This window comes from Cytobacillus firmus (genome assembly GCF_023612095.1).
Taxonomy (GTDB): domain Bacteria; phylum Bacillota; class Bacilli; order Bacillales; family Cytobacillaceae; genus Cytobacillus.
The window spans coordinates 2,110,489-2,130,857 of the sequence record NZ_CP086235.1; the positions used below are offsets into that span (position 1 = coordinate 2,110,489).

Genomic DNA, 20,369 nt, shown 5'->3' on the forward strand with positions numbered 1-20,369 from the left:
GATTAAATTTTTCCCAGCAAAAATGAGAGATCGATCAAATATTGATCAGGAGGGATCTTTTTAATTGATTGGGGATCCAGGTGGAGCTCTGTTTTTCTTAACAGATTGTTTTCCTCGCCCCACAAGAAAAGAACGGCCGTTTGATGAATGGGTTCCATAATCCCTTTCATCGGCGCAAGCAATTCAATCTTAAGATCATCCAAGGGAAAATCAGGACGGCTAATAAGCTTACAAGGTGCTGTTTGGAGGGGTTCATAGTGATTTCTTGTATGATCAGATAGATAATGGATTCTCCCGGTAGCTGTAATTCTTTTATCAGGGAGGATCAGTCCTGATTCATGATAGATATCTCTTCCGATTGAGGAAGGGATCTTTTTTTGTTCCATAAAATGGACATCGAAAAAGTGTGGCCAGGCAAAATCGTCCATGCTCTCTTGGCTATCAGTTCAAATCCGATAAAGGACATGGCTATCCCTCTTTCCTGTTGCTCGATACTGATGTTTATGCACTAAAAATCTAAAAATAACTGGGTTCTTAAGTATACTCTCAGCAAACGGTAATAAATGTTAAATGAAAATAGGTGCCCTTTATAGTGCGCGCATTTTTAAAGAATTAAGTGTCACAAAAGAAATCACAGAATCGTTATATATATGAGCTAGATTAAGAGAGGCAGGTGAAAGATGAAAAGTAGCGATTATATAGTAATTAATGAACTAGAATTAATAATATTGTTTTGTATAAAGACATCATGAATGGGTCGATTTTTCCTTAAACTAGATTTTATTCCAGTAGAATATCAATTAATAATAAAGAATAGGGGTATATCAGATATGACACAGCGAATTAATTATATGCAGCAATCACCAGAATTCTTTCATAAAATGATGGCACTGAGCAACGCAGAAAAGGAAAGTTCTATTGAAGAAAAAACCCTTCATCTCGTTCATATTAGAGCTTCACAATTGAATGGGTGCGGCTTCTGCCTGGATATGCATATCAAGCAGGCAAAAATCCATGGTGAGACGGAGCTTCGCCTATATCATACTCCTATTTGGCGGGAATCCAACTTGTTTAGCCAACGCGAACGAGCTGCGCTGGAATGGACAGAGATTTTAACAAAGATGCCTGAACACGGAGTGTCTGATAGTATTTATGAATATGTTCGAGAGCAGTTTTCAAAAAAGGAAATATCAGATCTTACCTTCTCGGTAATGGCAATTAATGCGTGGAACCGCATTAACGTTGCTTTCAAAACGGTTCCTGGATCAGCTGACACTGCATTTGGATTGACAAAAGCTGGACTTTAATTCTTAACTACGTCAGTACGGGTCAGGTGCTTTAATAGACTCAATGAAATAATAAAAAATCAACAAGACCCGTAGATAATCCATTTGAAATGGCTATCTTACGGGTCTTGTATAATAATTCTATTAATCCTCTAGATCATAATTTCTGTAGTTTATCAGGGTTTCGAATTATATAGATATTGCGTATTAGATTTCCCTCTGCGTGTATGATCCCCAAAGTATGAATACCCTCATTGGATCGAAGAATGAAAGCAGGTTGCTCGTTAACTTGTGCGGTTTCAATATATGGAGTCCCCTCAATCATTGACACATTGCGTAAAGGTCCAAGAAGAAATTGGGCTACGAGATCTTGTGTTTTAATTGGATATTCGGCAGCCCTTGCCTTCCCGCCGCCATCTGATACAAGTACAATGTTTTGGTCCAGCACTGATACCATCTGTTTCATGTTTCCCTGTTTTAGTGCTTCCAGAAAATCATCAATTAGCTCTTTAGAAGTTATCTCAGTTTGCATAAGTTCTTCAGAGGTAATCCCCATTTTTGAACGGGCACGACTAAAGAGCTTCCGGCAGTTCACCTCACTTTTTTCAATGGTCTCTGCAATTTCCGGATAGTCGAATCCAAGTGCCTCACGAAGGACAAAGACAACACGCTCTGTTGGCGTCAGTCTTTCAAGCAGTACTATCATAGCGTAAGACAGAAGATCGTCACGCTCGACGGATTCCATTGAATCTATAGTCGAATTCAGGAGGGGTTCCGGCAGCCATTCTCCAAAATAATGCTCTCTTTTTTTCGGGCTGATTTTTGTATATCACGACAGCGATTTGTAACCATCTTGCAAAGATAGGCTTTAGGCTCAGTGAGCTTCTCCTTTGGTACCTCATATAATTTCAAAAAAACATCATGCACAACGTCTTCTGCGTCTGAAGCAGTTCCTGTCAGCTGATAGGCAAGCTTAAACAGCAATGGTTTATATTGCTTGTACATCTCTAGCATTGTTTCACTTCCATTCTTTATCTATAAATTGCTGATTCATAGCAGAGGCTACAACTATAGAACGAGCAGAGAACAGATTTTGTGACAAAGATAGGAGAGCTTGTGAAATTAGTACATAACATTTCCTGTTTTGCTGCTAATATGTGCTTGTTTCACACTATGCTGCTGTTATATCTAAATAGCACAACTCCCGCATATTTCTGGGGGAATGGTTATAATACCCAAGGAATCCGAAGCAGCTGGAGTGATCAGTCGTGCGTTTCATTAGCAAATCTATCCAAGAGAATGAGAAATACCTGAAAGAAAAATTTAACCGTTCGTCAGACATTGTAATACGCACGCTGGTATTAAAGAATGAAACCATTCTTTTATTTATTTATTTAGAAGGACTGACCAAGGTGCAGAGTGTAGAGGAAAATATTCTAAAACCTCTCATTTTCAGCGGATTGCCGTCAGGGATTGATGTAATTGAATCACTGTCTGAGATGCTTAGACGCGAATGGGTTCCACTTACAAATGTTAAGTCTGAGAGGTCCTTGGAGGAATTAGTGCAGCATGTACTGAAGGGAAGTCTTGTTATATTGGCTGATGGTGAAACTTCTGCGGTCATCGCTCAGGTTCAGGATTTCGAGAAGAGAAGCATTCAAGAATCACAAAAGGAATCAACCTTGCGCGGAACAAAGGAGGCTTTCGTCGAGAGTATTCGAACAAATACTTCACTGATTAGGCGAAGGATCATTCATCCGCAATTAAAGATGGAATCCTCTACGATAGGAACTTATACGCAAACGGAAGTTGTCCTTGCCTACATACAAGGGCACGCCGATGAGAGTGTCATATCACAAGTTAGAACCAGGCTTGAAAAGATTGATGCTGACGGAGTAATCGACTCAGCTTATATAGAGGAGTGGATTGAAAATAATCCTTTATCCATGTTCTCACAAATTCAGAATACGGAAAGGCCGGATATTGTTACAGCTTGTTTATTAGAAGGAAAGGTCGCCATCATTACAAATGGAACGCCATTTGTCCTTATTCTTCCCTTTACTTTTTGGGAGGGACTGCAATCAGCAGACGACTTTTTTGAGAGATTTGTGTTCATTACTTTGACGAGAATCATACGGTACTTGATGACCTTCATTTCTTTCGCTTTACCTGCTATTTATGTCGCGCTAACGACATTCCACCCTGAGATGGTACCGCGACAGCTAATGTTCAGTATTGCTGCAGCCAGAGAGAATTCACCCTTCCCGACCTTCTTTGAGGTATTTCTTATGATGGTCGTATTTGACGGATTGCAAGAGGCCGGCGTTCATCTTCCAAACCGGCTCGGTCCCGTAATGAGCATAATAGGGGCTCTCATTATTGGACAGGCAGCTGTAGAAGCTGGCATCATATCGACGCCAATTATCATTGTGATTTCTTTAACGGGCGTAGCGGGATACACTATTGCTAGATATAGTGCGACACTTCCTTTTCGAATCATTCGCTACCTTATGTTGTTTATTACAGGTGCACTCGGTTTCTTCGGATTTGCCTTTGGCATTATTATCTTATTGATTCATCTTGTTACACTTGAGTCTTTTGGAACTCCCTATTTCAGTCCGGTAGCCCCGTTTGATGGCAAAAAAATTAAAAACCTCGTAATCCGCTCACCACTATGGAGTAAGAACAGACAGAAGAAAGAGAGTGTAAAATGAGACGACGGATTATATTCACTTTTATATCGTTTTTTCTACTCATTTTAGCCTCTGGCTGTGAGAATTTTGTTGAACCGAACCAATTAGCTTTCGTTATCGGCACGGCATTGGACCATGATGAAAGCGGTGTAATCGAGGTTAGCCATCAAATTGTCATTCCTTCACAGATCAGTGGAAGTGAAGGGGGAGGCAGTTCCAGCGGCTCAGAAAGTTTTATTGTCTTATCGGCCAAAGGCAAAGATATTATTGAAGCCAACCGGAAGATTCAGAGAAAGATGTCCCGCAGATTAATGGAAAATCATCGCATCCTTATTGCTCTTAGTGAAGAACTATTTGAAAAGCATGATGTAAGCCAATTATTTGATAAGCTAAACAGGGATCCTGCAAACAATCTAAGAGACATTACGATTATGATAAAAGGCGGAAGTGCCAAGGACTTCCTTATGCAAGGACATCCCATGGATCATCTATCCAGCATAGCAGCTGGAAAAGAGATGAAGCTGAACAAAATGAGTAAATTCACATCCAAACAGCTTGCTATAGACATACTTTCTGACGGGTACAGACCCTTGATTCCGGTTTTCAATGTTGAAGAGATTCAAGTGAGTAGTAATAAGAAGCAGTCAATTGGTTTACTGTCAGGCTTTGCTATTATGAACAAAGATCTTAAAGTTAGTGGAATTCTCGATGATGTGGAAGGTTCAGAAGCAGCCTGGATGGCCGGAAAAGAACATTTCAGGGGATAACGATTCCTTGGAAGGACGGGAAAGGAACATTATCATTCAGGTTTACCAGACTCAAACGCCAGATCCGATCTGTTAAAGGCGAAGATCCGGATCACATTATTTTATCAGTGAAAGCGCAGGCCTATCTTCTTGAAAATACAACATCATTGGATTTGTACGAGGTAGAAAACATTGTAGAAGTTCAGAAATACCTTAACGACCAGGTTCAAAAAGAGCTGCAAAAAACTGTAGCTAAAGTACAGGAATTTGGGCCTGATGTCTTTGGTATCGGCGAACATCTGCATCGTGAATTTCCATATTGGTGGAGATCACAAAAAGAACACTGGGATGAAACATTCAAGGAAACCGATATTACGGTTCAAGCGAAAATTAGGATTAGGTCACTTGGAACGAGCGGACAAAGATTCAGTAAATGAGGATTTGGAGGGATTAGATTGATGAAGGTAACGGGTTATCAATTATTTTGGCTGATTAGTATCTCTTCCATCATCTTATTTTCTTATATCCCTATCAAGCTGGCGGCTGAGCACACTCTCCAGGATGCCTGGATTTCTATTTTGCTTGGGAGTATGGTCATGATGGCTATCACTTGGATCATGCTTCAAGTATGCATGCAAAATAAGGATAAATCGTTAGTGGAGTTTATGAAAGACCTTTTTGGAACTTTTCTTGGAAAAATTTTAGTCACTTTTTATTTCATTCATTGGTTCATACAAATGTCTACTATTACAAGAGGTATCACTGAATTTCAAAATTTAGTGCTGCTGCACGAGATGCCGATGATCGTCATTTTACTGTGTATGTTGTTTCTGATTGTCTATGTCATGTTCAAAGGCGGGATTATAGCAATAAGCCGTTGCGCAGAGGTGATCGGCCCTTTTTTTATTTTTTTAAATTTCATCCAGTTACTTTTGAGTCCTCAGGAGATGGACCTAAATCGAATATTGCCTGTCTTTGTGGATTCGGGCTGGGGAAATATTTTAAAGGGTACTTTATATTCATTCAACTATATGATCGATCCTTCGATCATTCTCATGCTCTTCTTCTTTGCCGAAAATAAAAGAACTGCTGCAAAAGGGATTATTTGGGGAACCGCTGTTGCTATGCTATGGGGGGTACTAACCACACTGGTTCTTCTGTTTATAACCGGACCGAATATAACCTCTGAAATGGTCGTTCCCGTATACTCCATTACGAAGCTCGTTTCCATTCTGGATTTTATTCAAAATATCGATGCCTTTTATATTACCTTTTGGGTCATGGGGGCTTTTATTAAGCTATCAGTAGTCTTGTTCATCCTAAGCTATGGCTTAGCCGAGTGGACAGGGGTAAAGAATTGGAAACTTTTCGCATGTATTACGACGCTGGTATTGCTGGCATTTGTAATTTATAGTACATACGATATTCGAATTGGTTACGAATTTAAAACCATGTACTTAATTGGTTTCCTTTATCCCTTGATCTATATTATCATTCCGATGCTATTGTGGGTGATTGGAAGTATAAAATCTCATCGTAAAATTTCCAGCATCAAGTAAGCTGGTTGTTTTTAGATATATATGTTATTTCTAATGCTTCCTTGTCACAGAAGGAAGCATGAAGTCGTTATATTTGCGATAAGTCCTACAGTTGAGGAGATGTTGTGCCGATAAAGTAAACTTTAGAGAGGGATAAATACATAACACTATCAAAGGAATAGCCGGATACCAAATTATTTACAGAATTAAATGGAATGTGTAAGAATTTTTAGCCTTGGTTCCTATCGGGTTTAACTTTAATAGTTGTAAAGTTGGTGAAATATCATGGAATTAAGACAATTAGAATACTTTATGGCAATTTGTGAAGAAATGCATTTTACCAGGACTGCGGAAAAACTTCGAATTGGACAACCTACTTTAAGCTATCAAATTAAAGCTTTGGAAGATGAGTTGGGTGTTCGTTTATTTGATCGTTTAGGGAAAAAAATAGCAATTACTGAAGCAGGTGAAATTCTCCGGGAACATTGCATTAAAGTATTCCAGAATTTAAATTGCGCGAATGAAAAGATAGAAGAGCTTCAAAAAATCAAAAGAGGAAAATTAGTCATTGGTACCCTCCCTGGAGATTTAAACCATGTCGCATCAATGGTCTTAATCATGTTTCATGCCAGGTATCCGGACATTCAGGTTAAAATAATTTCATCAAATGATGTGACGGAGAAGGTGAAACAAAACGAAATAGACTTGGCACTGACTCTGACGCCACCCTCAGATGAGAGTTTGACGTATATTCCATTATACGAGGATGAATATTTTTTGACAGTCCGGGCAGGTCATGAGTGGGCTGAAAAAAAGAGATAGAATTTAGGGAGTTAACAGGCATCCCTCTCATTTTGAACCCTAAATGTCATTTGTTTAGGCAATCTCTTGATGACGAAAGTATATCTTATGGAATGGAACTCCAATCTGTCATTGAATCAACCGACTCAGGGTCGATGTTAAGTCTAGTGAAGGGAGGAATAGGTGCTGCTATTATTTCATGTACCCTCTTCTCTCAGGAAAATGAAGGGCTAAAAGCAATAAGAATTATCAATCCAACAATTAAAAGGGAAGTCACTATTATCCACCATAAACAAAAATATATAGGAACAGCTGCAAGAGGTTTTATCGAATTATTAATGAAATACATAGAAGAGAAAAAAATCAATGATGGAAGTCCAGAGCGGCAGCATTTCTCAATATGCCAGTAGTTGTTTACTCAATTGTAACTACATCGGAAGCAGATGGCAGGCCAGACTCAGGAAGTTGAGCGCCTAGAAGTGGTTCGGTTCCCTATCTAAATATTATGCAAGAAAATTACTTACCCCTGTACAGCTTACGGCAGGGGTTTTTTGCATTTCAAAATAAAGTTGCCGGGAGCTGTGACAGATGTTTTTGGTTTTTTGCAGGGAATCATCTAATTTTTGAATGAATTCGATTGAAAATATTGTATTGTTTAAATTTCAGAATTTATCTAATCTTATGTCTAGTGCTTGACTACTTCTTAAGGAGGGATGAAACATGGTTTCGTAAATAAGCCTGCTGCTAATTTTGCATATAAAAAGTCGAGAGGAGAATTAATCATTTTGAAAAGAAGATTCCGTATCATTCAAATTACTCTTATTTCCCTATTATCTTTCATTCTCTTATTAAACCTTGTTCTTCCAACTAACACAATAGCAGGTGGGAATCATGATGAGAGATTACCAATGTCTGCTATTGGAATCACTTCAGAGACTAATAAGATAAATTCAAAAGTAGCCAAACAATTTCAGGAACAAGATAAAGTGACTTTCCTATTAAAGTTAAAGGATCAAGTGGATACGAATCAGGTTGCAATGGCTGCAGCTGAAAAAGCGAAGAAACTGAAACAAACCGCTGCAAGTACAGAGCTTCAGGTTCGCTCTGCCATTGTATCCTCATTAAGAAATAAGGCAACGGAGACTCAGGCTGAGCTCATGGATTTCCTTGAGCAATCCAAATTAGAAGGTAATGTAAGTAATATTCAATCCTTCTATATTGTGAATGCTATCGCCGTAACAGCAACGGAAGAAGTGATGGAGAAACTCGCAAAGTATCCTGAGGTAGCAAAAGTACTCCCAAATGAAACGCGGCAACTTTTCGCACCTATTACTCCTAAGGGGATACCTTCAAATGAAACCTCATCCACGGTGGAATGGGGAGTGAAAAGAGTCGGTGCACCACAAGTATGGGATATGGGAATCGATGGCTCTGGAATTGTGGTAGCGAGCATTGATACAGGAGTTCAATGGGATCATCCCGCATTAAAAGAAAAATACCGGGGTTATAATTCAATGCAGCCCAATCAGCCAGACCATCAAGTGAACTGGTTCGATGCAATCGATGGAGAAGAAGCTCCATATGATGATTTAAAACATGGTACCCATACGGTTGGGACAATTCTTGGCTCGGAACCTGATGGAAGCAACCAAATTGGTGTTGCCCCTGGAGCAAAATGGATTGCAGTTAAAGCATTCTCTGAGGCAGGCGGTAAGGATATCGACTTGCTCGAGGCTGGGGAATGGATATTGGCCCCAAAAGATGCCGAGGGCAATCCGCATCCTGAATTGGCCCCAGATATAGTAAACAACTCATGGGGTGGAGGATCAAGTCTGGATGAATGGTATCTTCCTATGGTGCAAAATTGGAGGTCTGCCAACATCTTCCCTGTATTTGCGGCAGGCAATAGCGGTTCAGACGAGGGGACGATTTCAAATCCGGCGAATTATCCGGAATCATTTGCTGTAGCAGCAACAGATGATCAAAATTCGCTAGCTTGGTTTTCATCTCGCGGGCCATCTCCATATGACGATATTAAACCGGATGTTTCTGCTCCGGGTGTGTCTATTCGTTCTGCTGTACCGACCAATGACTATGAGCTTATGAGTGGGACATCAATGGCGACGCCTCATATTGCAGGAGTTGTGGCGTTAGTAAAACAGGCGAATTCATCTCTTACAATTGACCAAATAGAAAAAGTATTGATGGATACAGCTATTCCGTTGACAAGCTCAGTATATCCGGCTTCGCCTAACTATGGGTTTGGTCACGGATTTGTTAATGCGTACAATGCTATAAAATCGGTGAATGCTGGAACAGGTGTGATTCAAGGTGAGGTCGTCCATGATGGAAAGGATGCAACAAAGCCAACTTATCAGCATACTTCCCTGGAGTATGTTTACGACCAGGTGGTTTTACCATTAACAATTGAAGTGCAAGATAATATCAGTGTAGCATCAGTAGAAATTCAGTATTTAGCAGATCAAGACTGGAAGACTATAAAAGCGGAAAGGACTGCTGGTGATTTTAGAAATGGGACCTACCAAGCAGTGGTACCAGGGGAAGATATTAGGGAAAACCTATTTACGTATAAATGGAGAATCGAAGATTATGGAAAAAATGAAGTAATAACCTCCAACTATGAAATAGAAGTGAAGCCTGCAATTACGACCGGGTATTCTCATGATTTTGAATCTGTTCCAGAAGGCTGGTATTCTGAAGGGATTAATAATGATTGGGAATGGGGGGCCCCTGTCGATCGACCAGATAAGGCTTATTCCGGACAAAAGGTATATGGAACGAATGTGGATGGGTCGCATGCATTTAATTCGTCCTCTCTTCTCCATATGCCTCCAATAGACCTTCCGGATGGCAAGAATGCCTATTTGCAGTTTAAGCAATGGTATGACTTTAGTCCGGATGGAGTTGTTGAATCTACAGATTTTGGAGCAGTACTTGTCTCTTTAGATGGTGAGAATTGGGAGAGGCTTTATAGAACGGAACCAAGTAAGTATCATCATGAGATTCCGATTGAGTACACAACAGAAGACTGGATTGATGGGGAGGTAGATCTTACTGCTTACGCCGGAAAGCGGATTTATATCAGTTTTTATATGAATGCCGTCCAAACAGGCTTTGAAACGAGAGAGTATTCAGGCTGGTATGTTGATAACGTAGAGTTATCTGAAAGATCATATAAAACTGGCGGAGAACAGAAGACGTTTGGCAAGAACCAAAATACTGAAGTTCATTTAAAAGAGAATGTTGGCAGCAATGTCTTAGCCCCAAGTGCAACATTTGTTGAGAATACAATAATTCAATCCAATGTTTTACCAATCCTTGGAAAGGTTACACTATTGGATTCCGGCTATTCTGTAGCGACAAATCCTGCTGATGGATCTTATATCATGATGCATAATACAGGTGATTTCACGATACGTGCAGAAGCATATGGGTTTCATCCAAAAGAACAGCCCGTTTCAATCCCAGAGGATGGGATCGTCCAAGCAGACTTTAATTTGAAGCCTTTAGCTTACGGAACGATCGAGGGGGTTGTTAAAGACAAAGCAACTGGAAAACCGCTTATGAATGCTGTTCTTTCATTAGTCGAGGATGCATCCATTACCCCAGTGAAAACAGATAGCAAGGGCCGATTTACGCTGACTGCTTTTGAGGGCAGCTATACATTACATGCGTTCAAAAACAATTATCTATATAATGAGCTTTCGGTTACTATCTCGCCAAAGAAAAAAACTAGAAAGAATATTGAACTGAAGAGGTATATTGGGTTTCCTGGAGAAATCGGTTACGATGATGGCACTGGAGAAAATTCCTGGTTTTGGAGAGGTGCTAATAATGGCTTTGGCATACGAATGTCTCTGGAAGAAGGAATTACTAAATCGTGGGTAACAGGTGGGTTATTCAAAGTTAATACGAATTTCCCTTCTGAAGGATCAACCCGGTTTCAAGTTGCTGTATACGATTCCTCTGGTCCAAACGGAGCCCCTGGTAAAAGAATCGCAGGACCAATTAATGCGGATGCACGGACGGATGGAGAGTGGACGCATGTCGATTTAACGGATAAAAATATTTTTGTTACAGGTGATTTCTATTTAGTCTATATACAGCCTGATGCATCATCTGCAGGTACCTCACCAAGTCTTTATAGTGACCATGATGGTCCTTTCCATGACCGAAATTGGGATCTGTTTAATGGAAAATGGACGAATAATCAGGAACCTGAATATGGGAATATGATGATAAGAGCGATCGTCAACAATGAGATTCCAGCTCCTGTAATCGAGACGCCGTTAGATAATACGTTTACCAATGAAGCAACTGTACAGGTAAAAGGAACAGCCTTCTCTTCACACACGGTGAAGATACAAAATAATGGCAAAGAAGCAGTATCAGGGGCAAGCCAAAAGGATGGTACCTTCCATCTACCCCTCAAATTAAAGGATGGACGGAATAGGATAACCGCAACAGGATGGACAAAAGATGGGAGCACAGATGTTTCCTCACCGGTTAACATTATTTTAGATGAAAAAAATCCTATAATAAAAGATGTTAAAGTTAAGGGCAAGCAAGAAGAAGGTCAAAGTGTGACTATTCAGGGTACTGTAAAAGACGAATATCTGGAGGAAGTCCTCTTACAAGGAGAAGAAGTTGAAGTAGATTCCAAAGGAAATTTCCATCACCAAGTTAAATTGAAAAAAGGTATTAATACAATTATCGTTCAGGCTGCTGATAAAGCTGATAACACGGCAAGTAAAATTATTACCATTAAAGCCAAATAGTCTTGTTGAAAGAAAAAGTAGAGCAAGCAAAAGTAAGTGCAAAATATTTGTAATATCTTAAAAGTAAGTAAGAGTGTGTATGAAATGTAAAAGCTATATTCCACTATTAATGCGGGATATAGCTTTTTTATGGAGAAGTATTATTGCTTGTTTTCTTTTCAATAATGTACCTCTGTTATTATGCAGGAATTGGGGGCTGAAACAGTATTATTAAAAGGATAATGAAAATGATAGAAAAGAGCCACGCAACCCATGGTTTCCATTGATGGATTGCCAGTAATAGAAATGTCAACAAATTAAAAATAAAGGACCATAACAACGACCAGCCAAAATGATGTGTAATACTCTTGAAATTATAGAGAATTATTTCGGCACCTTGAAAAATTAGAGACCATAAAATAATCCACAATATCTTTTTTAACAGTGTATTGGGGAACCTTCCTAAATAAACAACTGAAACAAATGGGTAAACGATAAAAGCTATTGCTAAAGATATCACTGAATGTGTAGGTAATAAAAAGTTATCTACTCCAACGGGTTTAAACTCCCAAACCCTGTAATTATATAGCAGGACTTCATACAATAAATTCCCAATAATCCAAAATAATAAAGTAGGATAGATTTCTCTCCACTTGTTCCAAGCACCAAAACATATCCCTATAATGATAAAAAAGAAAACAAAAAAAGTTTGCATAAATTTCTCCTTAAATAATTTATACCCCTTTTTAGTATGTCTTAGAAAAAACTGAAAATACAAAGTATCATTTAATTCACGTTATCTCTAATCCAGAATACTGACCAAGGATTTCAAAAAACGAATGTTTGATTGAATCCGGTATTCACCTTTATCGCTGACCTGTTTCCTTTTGGCTGTGCTCTAGAGGCGATGATGGATGCTGCTCTTTTTGGTGCAGGCTGGAGTGATATTCTGCTGCCGATTTCACTCATGCTTCTGATTGCTGTTATATTTATGGGAATTGGAATCAATCTGGGGGAACGGTGCAGGCTTTAAGGCTGGATCAGGACTGATCCGATAGTAGGAGAAGGCAGTTTCCGGTGATGGACACTGTCTTCTTATTATTTGCGGGCACTCCTGTAAAATCCTATTGGTGGACAGTGACTATGATTTATATTCTTTCCAAAGGGCAGCTAAAAAAAGTGCCTGTTTACTAGTCTGCTATAGCTTTAGTAAAAGGGAAAAAAAAATGTCTAATATAACTGTTTACCAGAAAGGTCAATGTAAGAAATTTCACGAACTCCTTATTTACTTAATCAACGTTTTACTCCCTCGACAGCATAATCATGATCAAGTTGAGGTGTGAGTCCTGCTACTGTTACAGTTATTTTTTATCCAGGAAATCTTTTAATGGCTTTTGAAGTACATTCATAATGCCTGCGATGATACTTGTTGCCAAAATACCCATTAGACTTAGTGAAATAGGACCTGCTGCATCGTCACCTGTAACTTCTGCAAGCACCATTAGGCTTACTATTCCTAACAAAATGAGCAAAATGACTGTAAAAGCACATTTTTTTATAACATTTAAAGATTTAAGTGATAACTCGGAGAATGCATTGTTCCTTTCGATGTAGGTTAATAGTTTATATGCTTGGTACAACGCAACGGAAAACGTGATACAGAATCCATATGCACATACTAAAAAGGGGATTAGGAAATAAGCCGTATCTGGATGTACCTTTGCATCATTAATGGCGATCTCAGGTAACCAAAAGATACACAATGCAAATAACACAATTCCAATAAGAAAAATAATTACTTTTAAAAATGTGGTTGAACCTTGTTTAATACTCATTTAAAGCACCTCATTGATTTAATAATAAAATGACTTTAACACACGTTTTATTGTTTATCAATAAATTATTGTTGTTTTTATTTATATTATTATTGTTTTTTTCATAAATAGTTCTTGGCAAGGGTAAACAATTGGGTAAAGACTATTTTGAGATCATGGACGGAGTAAAAATGTTTTTCTATGATTCCGACTCAATCAGACAGGAATTTGGGCAATATGGACTGATCGAAATATCGGAAATTGTGGAGCCGCATAAGGATAATGAAACGAAACCTCCATTTAAATTTACGATGGTAAAATGTCAGAAAAAATGAGCTTGTTAAAGAAGTCCAAGGATTTCCCCATTAAACGTAAATGCCCGTCTTAATAAAGGCAGGCATTTTTTTAGAATTTGAAACTCCCCTATTCATCCACAGAAGGGGCGAATTGTAACTTTCATCGTTTATAATTAACACTTTTTTCAACCCTAATGTTAACATCAATTTTTTCAACAGAATTAAGGTCAAATGATTTTATCTCAGAAGGCTTCCAGGTTTTCAGATGATACCGATAGGCAGTTTCACTGATATTTAATAAATCAGCATTTATTTCATCGCCTATCTCCAGGGATTTCTGGATATCACTTTTTACCTTTTTGTTTATTGCTTCTTCGATTCGATCTATGCTGATATTATCCTCATTTTGAACCAATTCTGCTCTCCCTCTAACCATTAATTTATAGGTGGGTCTAGTTCCTTCCTGGACTTTAACAATCCTTTCAGGCTTTATGATCAGGACGCTTACTTTTTCATCAAAAAGTGAAAGGGGTACTGTCGTAGCCTGATTGGAAGTCCATTTAATGCCTGATAAATCTTCTTTAGCGACCCATCCTTTATATTCCTGGTTTGAAATGACAAAGCCGCCCATTAAAGCTGAAATTTGCTTTTTTTCTTCTCCTTCTGAAAAATGAGATTGATTTATTTTTAGGCCCGGAACGATAAAGGACCCAACGGGCTCATAATAAGTGGAGATGAACTTATTGTACTTTTGAACAGGTATGATAAAGTTACTTTCAGTCAATGGATCCGGGTTATGGAGCACCGTATATAACGATGGATAGTTAAAAAAGCTGTCACTATTGAAAATTTCTTTAATCGGCTGATTTGTCCCAAAAAAGTTGGAATTATACCTTAAGAAATGGTCCTGTCCTATATATTCGACAACAGCTTTTACTTGTTCCTTAATCGTATTTTCACTTAGAAGAATGGTTTCAACATGACCAAAATAGAGCGGGTAGGCTGCTTTTTGTTCAAACTTGCTAATGGCTGACTGAATGGTTTTTCCTTTTGCCTCGCCAATAATATTAGGGACGGATTTTAAAGAAGAAGCACCTTCCTGCTTTGCAATATTGGCAAAATTCATTGCCTGGATATAAACAGTAAATTCATCTTCGGCGAAATCAATGCCGATGCCAGTAACATAAACTTGACTCTGTATTTCCTTCTTCCCCCAGCATCCCGTCAATCCAAAAAGCAATCCAATGATTGTGATCATGAACAAAATCTTTTTCATACCTTACTCCTTTTGACTTTCATTACCGAAGAGATTATGGGTCCGATTTTTTCTGTTCAGAAGTTGAAAAGGCTGTCTGATGGCAGACTTCATTCGATGTGCTAAATTAGGTTTGATCAGGTATGAGATATAGGGCTGACCAAAGCTCTCCAGGGAAACAACCGAAGTCGCGATAAGAAACATGGAAATAAAGAAGCCATATATGCCAAAAATGGACGAGATGAGCAAAACAAAATACCGGAGGATCACGATATTGCCTGAAATGTTTTGATTGATAAGCGTATAGCCGGAAATGACGGTTATGGCGATAATGACCAAACAGGAAGGAGAAGTCAATCCCGCCCGAATAGCTGCATCCCCAATAAATAATCCGCCCAGCACAGCTACAGTCTGTCCCACTGCTTTTGGAAGACGCACTCCAGCTTCTTTAAATAACTCAAATAAAACAAGCATTAAAAAAGTTTCAACAGGGGCCGACAAAGGCAGCCCTATTCTGGATACAGAAACTGTTGCAATGAGAGGGTAAGGAATTTGATCCAGCTGAAAAGTAATTAATGAAATATAAAAACCAGGTAAAAATATCGTAGTTAAGAAAGCCCCCAGCCTTAGAATCTTTATTACGCTTATATAAAAAAAACTGTCGTGAAGATCTTCAGGAGAAAACAGCAAATGATTAAACGTGATGGGGCCAACCAGACAGGTCGGATTTCCATCCACTAAAATGACAAACTTCCCTTGCGTTAAAGCATAAACTGCAAAATCAGGTCTGCCGGAGTTGTCCATTAAGGGAAACAGGGAGAATGTTTTATCATACAATAATTCTTCAATTTCGACCGTGCTTGCCACCATGTCAAGCTTAATGGCATCCAGCCTTTTTTTTGTTTCTTCAAGCACATCGGAGTTTATTTTATTATCCATATAGAGTAAGGTCATTTTTGTCCTGCTGACTTCGCCGATCGAATACTCAATGCTTTTTAGTGAGGATGATTTCAGCCTTTGCCGGATTAATGCCATATTATCTGAAATGCTTTCTACGAATCCATCTCTTGGCCCTCTTATCGAAGTTTCAATATTGGATTCCTCAGGACTTCTTTTGGGAATATTGGAGACAGATAAAAAGAAGATATCATTATTCTCCGAATTAATGATCAGAAGTTCACCAGAAAAAACCTTCTGCTCTATCTCTGTTTTAGTATGATCCTGCTCCTCCAGCTGAGTTACCTCTAGTTCATTAAATAAGTCATGTTTGTTCAGCTTTCCGCTCTCTAAGATGACATTTTTTAACGCAGGGAATATCACATCGTTCATATATTTAATATCCACTAAATTGGAACAGTACAGAAAAACAAGGGATAGCGTACCTTGTTTTTCCGGATAGATTTTTTCCTTAATCACAACATCTGATGCATTTTTGAACCATTCTCTTATTTGATCCGCTATTTTAGGCTGAATTTTTTTCATGTTTATCACCACTTAATTTGATTGGAATGAGGACAAATAGGAGTGCACAAACCTGAAAGATTAGGCTATAAGGAAAAAAATAGTGCTGTAAAAAATAATAGAATGAGGTTGAGTCCCAATTCACAGAAGCGCTTGCCAATAAAAGGAGATAAAGAATCGGGAGAAGCCACCTGCTTTTCATTTTGAACGATAATAATTTATTTGCTATAAAGAGTGTCAAGCTTATTCGGACAAATGCCCCTGATAGCCATTGAAAGATTGAAAGGAAATCCAGACGTGTAAATTGGTTTCCAATTCGCAGAAGCCTCCATTGTTCGTACGCCGGATTCCTCATTTTAGCCGCTTCCTCTACGCCAAATTCTGAGATGGCTCCTATTAATGGACCAAAAGTTAACAGGGCAAGTATGACACCAACCAATACAATCCACTTTATTTTGAGTTTGTCTTTCAGATATGGGGTCAAAAATAAAATAGCAGTGATGTCAAACAGTCCTGAACATGAATAGAATATTCCTTTAAATAAACCTTCAACGCCATTTTCATATAGGGGAAACAGCAATTCGTAATTCTTGTTTGGAATATTCCCGGCTGCTACAAAAAAGCCAAAGAATGAAACAATCGGAATGACAATCAAAGCTATGGCGCTAATCGTCCTGATTCCTTTGACAGATGCATAAAAACAAACAAGGGAGAAAAGAAAGACAATAATTAAATTCGGGACTTCAAAAGCGTAATTACCTTTCGCCCAAAAAAACGTGAATTTGAGGGTGATAAAAGCTGAAAAAAGAAAATATAGTCCAAACAATAAAGCAATAATGGAATAAATCCAGGAAGGCAGCCCTTTTCTTTTCAATAAAGTGATCAGGTCATTTTGACGGTCCATTTTTTTATAGATATAGAAAATAATCAGGCACCAGAGAATCATAGGCCCTATACTAAAAAGAACACTTAACCAGGAATCCCGTTTCGCTGTTGAAAGCAGGATTGGAAGAATGAGCACATGCACCAGAAATCCTGTAGAAATGATTTGCAGAATATATATGTGCAAAGATTGAATTACCTTTTGATTCATTCGATCACCTTTGACTTCTTTAATGTCTGTTCAAATAGTTTGAACCTGGCATATATAATTTATGTACAACTCGTTTTTTCTCAAAAGAAGACAAAGAAGATTTACTGGATAGAAAAAGAATCAATTTCAAGTACTACAGAGTCAGGTATTTCTGTAACTATAAAGGGGCCAGAAAAAAACAAAGCCCCTATTTGGAGCTGCACATTTCGGTGTTAGCTTTGTCAGGTTCATCAAATTGGTCAAAACGGTTTATCCGCTGATGGGATATCATGAATTTAGGCTGATAGCGGCTATTTTGAATGTGTGGTTTTGCAATAAGAGGAAAGCTGCGGATATAAAAGCAACGCATCTTATTGAAAAAAGGGCAAGGAAGGTAAATGAACGGACTTAAGAAGCTCGATTCGCGGTGCGGAACTGCGAATCGAGCTTCTTATTCTTGACTGGTCCTTAAAAAATAATAATTTCTCTTCTATAACTATACACCTGTCCCTCCTTTTGAATAATCTATTATGAAGGAGGTGAGCGGTAATGTTAGGGGATTCGAAAGAGAATCAGTCAAGCTGTTCTTCTCGAAGAAAGGTTAAATCATTATTTCCACAAATAGAAATTGTACCTAGAGGTAATCTGGGGGACACTCCAGACGACAACTGCGAGGCTATGTTTGTGTTAAAGTCTGCTATGGAGAATAACCAGCTAATTTTGACCATGAGCGTGTTTTGCGCTCAGGCATACATAATTGTACTGACTTCACTAAAAATACGTTTATTCAAAAATAAACATTTCATCACACTAATATAGAAATTAAGAGAAAAAACCACTCGAATTGGTCTTTTAATCTCTCATTGCACCTGCTTCTCTGGAAGTCATTGCACCTTGCCCCTGGCTTACATCTTTTTGGATTTCTTGTTTTACTTTTTGTGGATCAGTCCCGGCAGGTTTCGTCATAATGTCTTTAGCTTGTTGCTCCTGTTGCATACAGATCCCTCCTCATTTTTTTTACACAAACTTATAATTTACAATAAAACACTCATTTATCAGAGGATATGAGAAAAAAGTGAGGGGAGTATTAAAACCAAGAAGAACACTTTCTGTTTATGTATGAAAATCATGTTTTAATGACTGTTGCAATAAGGGAACAATCTAATAAAGCGATGCTATCATCAGCATTTATAAAATTACCATCTATAGAATGAGAATACGTATACGTTCCAGGAGATGATTACGTTCCTTAACTTCTGGTGCAGGGATTTATGCCATTCCTATTTCGTCATAGTAAATATTCTTCCATTATTCAACTCGCACCAATCTAATCCCTCATATGTTTCCTTTTTTCCATACTTATTAAAAAAGGCTTCCTTGTTATCGAATACTTCCATTAAGCCATTTTCCAGTAACGTGGTCATTCGAAAAGTATTTAAATTAAAAACGCTGGAGACAGCTATTAATTCACCTATATGGACATTGTTAGCAACATTTTTCATAATTTCATCTCCTTTTTTAGAAAAATCTGCTCAGATTTACTGTTACTAATAGAAATAATCCTTTGTATTTAACAACCTATATATTAATCTTAGCTGAACACATGAATGTATGCGCCGACCCTTACTAAATCAATTTAAAATATCTGAGGGATGGAGTGAAGGCAAAAACTCTCGCAGAAAAAGAAGTGACAATCTCCCTTAACCCTGTTAAAGTCAATAATTCCACTGTGGTAACACCTGACATTGCAGCTTCCAATGGTGTAATCCATGTCATTGACCGGGTATTATTGCCGAAATAGTATTGAGAAGAGACTGAAATTCCCTTGGGTTTCAGTCTTTCTTTATGTCTTTTTTATTGTTGGCTGCGTTAAAAAGTTTTTGTGTTTTTCAGGCGGAAATTATAGGCACCTCTGATTTGGAGGTTCCCGATCTTAAAACGTTAAAGCACCCGTTAATAAAGTGAAACTTCAATCAGTGGGGTTTTCCTTATCCCCCACTGAATGTTAGTTGAACCAATCGGGCCTTTACGGGCAGTTTGACCCCCGCTTATCCTCCTTTGATTCCTCTGAGTCTTGAAGCGGGGGTCTTACTGCCCGTTAGACTGCGATAAACTTACCAGTGTACCTGAAGTTTATTGCCATTTGGGTCATAAAAGTGGAAAAAGGCATGACCATTATCTTCTTTTATATCCTCGACCTTAACTTGATGATCAATTAAGTACTGATGAAATTCAGATAAATTTGGACTTGTAAAGCCAATGCTAAATTCTTGTTCATTTTCAATTGTAAAATGTGCAAATGTTTCATCTTCGGTAGGAACTAAGATAAGTAAGAAAGGTCCAACGTTTACTTTTAAAATTGCAAGTTCGTCAGTATTGTTCAGTAACTGGAGCCCTAATACATCTTTATACCATTGTGCAGACAACTCTAAATCTTTTACAGGAATCCTAATATAATGTACTTGTTCAATAAATGATTTGCTCACAGCTTTCTCTCCTTTATTTAATCCGGTTTATCAAATAATTTCCCTTTCTACAAACCTTTTTCCTTCCATTTATTGAATAAACCAGCCCTAACGGAACAAAAACCTCCTATATAAGTAATTAGCTATTCATGAAAGATCCTGCT

The 20,369-nt window shown here is 38.3% G+C and carries 19 protein-coding genes and 2 pseudogenes; 10 read left to right on the forward strand and 11 right to left on the reverse strand.

Translation table 11 applies throughout. The annotated features are described in order from the left end of the window. Positions 1-2 precede the first annotated feature (2 nt). The gene (locus tag LLY41_RS10710) at positions 3-386 is read right to left on the reverse strand and encodes a hypothetical protein (protein WP_304587924.1); all 384 of its coding nucleotides are present in this window, start codon (positions 384-386) and stop codon (positions 3-5) included. Positions 387-830: 444 nt separating this feature from the next. On the opposite strand from LLY41_RS10710, the gene LLY41_RS10715 reads away from it, so the two are divergent. Next, complete coding sequence (locus tag LLY41_RS10715; RefSeq protein WP_095245136.1) at positions 831-1,307, forward strand: carboxymuconolactone decarboxylase family protein; 477 nt, start codon at positions 831-833, stop codon at positions 1,305-1,307. A gap of 136 nt (positions 1,308-1,443) precedes the next feature. Here the strand turns inward: LLY41_RS10715 and LLY41_RS10720 are convergent, their stop codons facing one another. Continuing rightward, positions 1,444-2,031: a sigma factor-like helix-turn-helix DNA-binding protein gene (locus tag LLY41_RS10720; RefSeq protein ID WP_370460301.1), complete on the reverse strand. Its 588-nt coding sequence runs from the start codon at positions 2,029-2,031 to the stop codon at positions 1,444-1,446. A 17-nt stretch (positions 2,032-2,048) separates the two neighbouring features. Continuing rightward, the gene (locus tag LLY41_RS22465) at positions 2,049-2,300 is read right to left on the reverse strand and encodes a sigma factor (protein WP_370460302.1); all 252 of its coding nucleotides are present in this window, start codon (positions 2,298-2,300) and stop codon (positions 2,049-2,051) included. A 254-nt stretch (positions 2,301-2,554) separates the two neighbouring features. On the opposite strand from LLY41_RS22465, the gene LLY41_RS10725 reads away from it, so the two are divergent. The 6 genes and pseudogenes from LLY41_RS10725 to LLY41_RS10750 all read left to right on the forward strand — a co-directional run bounded on the left by LLY41_RS10725 (position 2,555) and on the right by LLY41_RS10750 (position 11,863). Beyond that, positions 2,555-4,000, forward strand: a complete 1,446-nt coding sequence (locus LLY41_RS10725) for a spore germination protein (RefSeq protein ID WP_251168550.1) — start codon at positions 2,555-2,557, stop codon at positions 3,998-4,000. Beyond that, positions 3,997-4,746 carry a Ger(x)C family spore germination protein gene (locus LLY41_RS10730; RefSeq protein WP_304587927.1) on the forward strand — a complete coding sequence of 250 codons (750 nt, stop codon included), beginning with the start codon at positions 3,997-3,999 and terminating at the stop codon, positions 4,744-4,746. Before LLY41_RS10725 ends, LLY41_RS10730 begins: the two co-directional genes overlap by 4 nt. A 2-nt stretch (positions 4,747-4,748) precedes the next feature. Next, complete coding sequence (locus tag LLY41_RS10735; RefSeq protein ID WP_304588028.1) at positions 4,749-5,162, forward strand: Ger(x)C family spore germination C-terminal domain-containing protein; 414 nt, start codon at positions 4,749-4,751, stop codon at positions 5,160-5,162. Positions 5,163-5,183: 21 nt separating this feature from the next. Continuing rightward, positions 5,184-6,284, forward strand: a complete 1,101-nt coding sequence (locus LLY41_RS10740) for a GerAB/ArcD/ProY family transporter (protein ID WP_286137401.1) — start codon at positions 5,184-5,186, stop codon at positions 6,282-6,284. Positions 6,285-6,593: 309 nt separating this feature from the next. Continuing rightward, positions 6,594-7,474: pseudogene (locus LLY41_RS10745) on the forward strand (LysR family transcriptional regulator). 303 nt (positions 7,475-7,777) lie between these two features. Then, a complete protein-coding gene (locus LLY41_RS10750; RefSeq protein ID WP_304587929.1) occupies positions 7,778-11,863 on the forward strand; it encodes a S8 family peptidase in 4,086 nt (1,361 codons plus the stop codon). A 178-nt stretch (positions 11,864-12,041) separates the two neighbouring features. Here LLY41_RS10750 and LLY41_RS10755 read toward each other — a convergent pair whose 3' ends face one another. Next, positions 12,042-12,557, reverse strand: coding sequence for a CBO0543 family protein (locus tag LLY41_RS10755; protein WP_304587931.1), 516 nt, complete (start codon positions 12,555-12,557; stop codon positions 12,042-12,044). Positions 12,558-12,689: 132 nt separating this feature from the next. On the opposite strand from LLY41_RS10755, the gene LLY41_RS10760 reads away from it, so the two are divergent. Then, positions 12,690-12,875, forward strand: coding sequence for a hypothetical protein (locus LLY41_RS10760; RefSeq protein ID WP_304587933.1), 186 nt, complete (start codon positions 12,690-12,692; stop codon positions 12,873-12,875). 328 nt (positions 12,876-13,203) lie between these two features. Here LLY41_RS10760 and LLY41_RS10765 read toward each other — a convergent pair whose 3' ends face one another. After that, positions 13,204-13,677: a DUF2975 domain-containing protein gene (locus tag LLY41_RS10765; RefSeq protein ID WP_304587935.1), complete on the reverse strand. Its 474-nt coding sequence runs from the start codon at positions 13,675-13,677 to the stop codon at positions 13,204-13,206. Between the two features lie 110 nt (positions 13,678-13,787). Between LLY41_RS10765 and LLY41_RS10770 the strand changes: the two are divergent. Beyond that, positions 13,788-13,991: pseudogene (locus LLY41_RS10770) on the forward strand (SAM-dependent methyltransferase); the annotation flags it as partial. 121 nt (positions 13,992-14,112) lie between these two features. Here the strand turns inward: LLY41_RS10770 and LLY41_RS10775 are convergent. The 5 genes from LLY41_RS10775 to LLY41_RS10795 all read right to left on the reverse strand — a co-directional run bounded on the left by LLY41_RS10775 (position 14,113) and on the right by LLY41_RS10795 (position 19,242). Beyond that, positions 14,113-15,228 (reverse strand): Ger(x)C family spore germination protein, encoded by a 1,116-nt coding sequence (locus LLY41_RS10775; protein WP_304587937.1) that lies wholly within the window; start codon positions 15,226-15,228, stop codon positions 14,113-14,115. Positions 15,229-15,231: 3 nt separating this feature from the next. Beyond that, complete coding sequence (locus tag LLY41_RS10780; protein ID WP_304587939.1) at positions 15,232-16,689, reverse strand: spore germination protein; 1,458 nt, start codon at positions 16,687-16,689, stop codon at positions 15,232-15,234. After that, positions 16,670-17,761, reverse strand: a complete 1,092-nt coding sequence (locus LLY41_RS10785) for a GerAB/ArcD/ProY family transporter (RefSeq protein ID WP_304587941.1) — start codon at positions 17,759-17,761, stop codon at positions 16,670-16,672. The genes LLY41_RS10780 and LLY41_RS10785 overlap by 20 nt, the downstream gene beginning before the upstream one ends. Before the next feature lie 831 nt (positions 17,762-18,592). Beyond that, complete coding sequence (locus LLY41_RS10790; protein WP_304587943.1) at positions 18,593-18,736, reverse strand: hypothetical protein; 144 nt, start codon at positions 18,734-18,736, stop codon at positions 18,593-18,595. A gap of 284 nt (positions 18,737-19,020) precedes the next feature. Continuing rightward, the gene (locus LLY41_RS10795) at positions 19,021-19,242 is read right to left on the reverse strand and encodes a hypothetical protein (RefSeq protein ID WP_095245123.1); all 222 of its coding nucleotides are present in this window, start codon (positions 19,240-19,242) and stop codon (positions 19,021-19,023) included. A gap of 143 nt (positions 19,243-19,385) precedes the next feature. Between LLY41_RS10795 and LLY41_RS10800 the strand changes: the two genes are divergently transcribed. Beyond that, positions 19,386-19,541, forward strand: coding sequence for a fasciclin domain-containing protein (locus LLY41_RS10800; protein ID WP_370460334.1), 156 nt, complete (start codon positions 19,386-19,388; stop codon positions 19,539-19,541). A gap of 313 nt (positions 19,542-19,854) precedes the next feature. On the opposite strand, the gene LLY41_RS10805 is transcribed toward LLY41_RS10800, so the two are convergent. After that, the gene (locus tag LLY41_RS10805) at positions 19,855-20,226 is read right to left on the reverse strand and encodes a VOC family protein (protein WP_304587946.1); all 372 of its coding nucleotides are present in this window, start codon (positions 20,224-20,226) and stop codon (positions 19,855-19,857) included. Positions 20,227-20,369 lie beyond the last annotated feature (143 nt).

Bases quoted from the DNA above. Each gene is read 5' to 3' on its own strand.
- LLY41_RS10775 (WP_304587937.1), bottom strand. From the start codon at position 15,228: ATGAAAAAGATTTTGTTCATGATCACAATCATTGGATTGCTTTTTGGA.
- LLY41_RS10755 (WP_304587931.1), bottom strand. From the start codon at position 12,557: ATGCAAACTTTTTTTGTTTTCTTTTTTATCATTATAGGGATATGTTTT.
- LLY41_RS10790 (WP_304587943.1), bottom strand. From the start codon at position 18,736: ATGCAACAGGAGCAACAAGCTAAAGACATTATGACGAAACCTGCCGGG.
- LLY41_RS10720 (WP_370460301.1), bottom strand. From the start codon at position 2,031: ATGGAATCCGTCGAGCGTGACGATCTTCTGTCTTACGCTATGATAGTA.
- LLY41_RS22465 (WP_370460302.1), bottom strand. From the start codon at position 2,300: ATGCTAGAGATGTACAAGCAATATAAACCATTGCTGTTTAAGCTTGCC.
- LLY41_RS10730 (WP_304587927.1), top strand. From the start codon at position 3,997: ATGAGACGACGGATTATATTCACTTTTATATCGTTTTTTCTACTCATT.
- LLY41_RS10750 (WP_304587929.1), top strand. From the start codon at position 7,778: ATGAAACATGGTTTCGTAAATAAGCCTGCTGCTAATTTTGCATATAAA.
- LLY41_RS10765 (WP_304587935.1), bottom strand. From the start codon at position 13,677: ATGAGTATTAAACAAGGTTCAACCACATTTTTAAAAGTAATTATTTTT.
- LLY41_RS10780 (WP_304587939.1), bottom strand. From the start codon at position 16,689: ATGAAAAAAATTCAGCCTAAAATAGCGGATCAAATAAGAGAATGGTTC.
- LLY41_RS10785 (WP_304587941.1), bottom strand. From the start codon at position 17,761: ATGAATCAAAAGGTAATTCAATCTTTGCACATATATATTCTGCAAATC.
- LLY41_RS10795 (WP_095245123.1), bottom strand. From the start codon at position 19,242: ATGAAAAATGTTGCTAACAATGTCCATATAGGTGAATTAATAGCTGTC.
- LLY41_RS10740 (WP_286137401.1), top strand. From the start codon at position 5,184: ATGAAGGTAACGGGTTATCAATTATTTTGGCTGATTAGTATCTCTTCC.
- LLY41_RS10715 (WP_095245136.1), top strand. From the start codon at position 831: ATGACACAGCGAATTAATTATATGCAGCAATCACCAGAATTCTTTCAT.
- LLY41_RS10710 (WP_304587924.1), bottom strand. From the start codon at position 386: ATGGAACAAAAAAAGATCCCTTCCTCAATCGGAAGAGATATCTATCAT.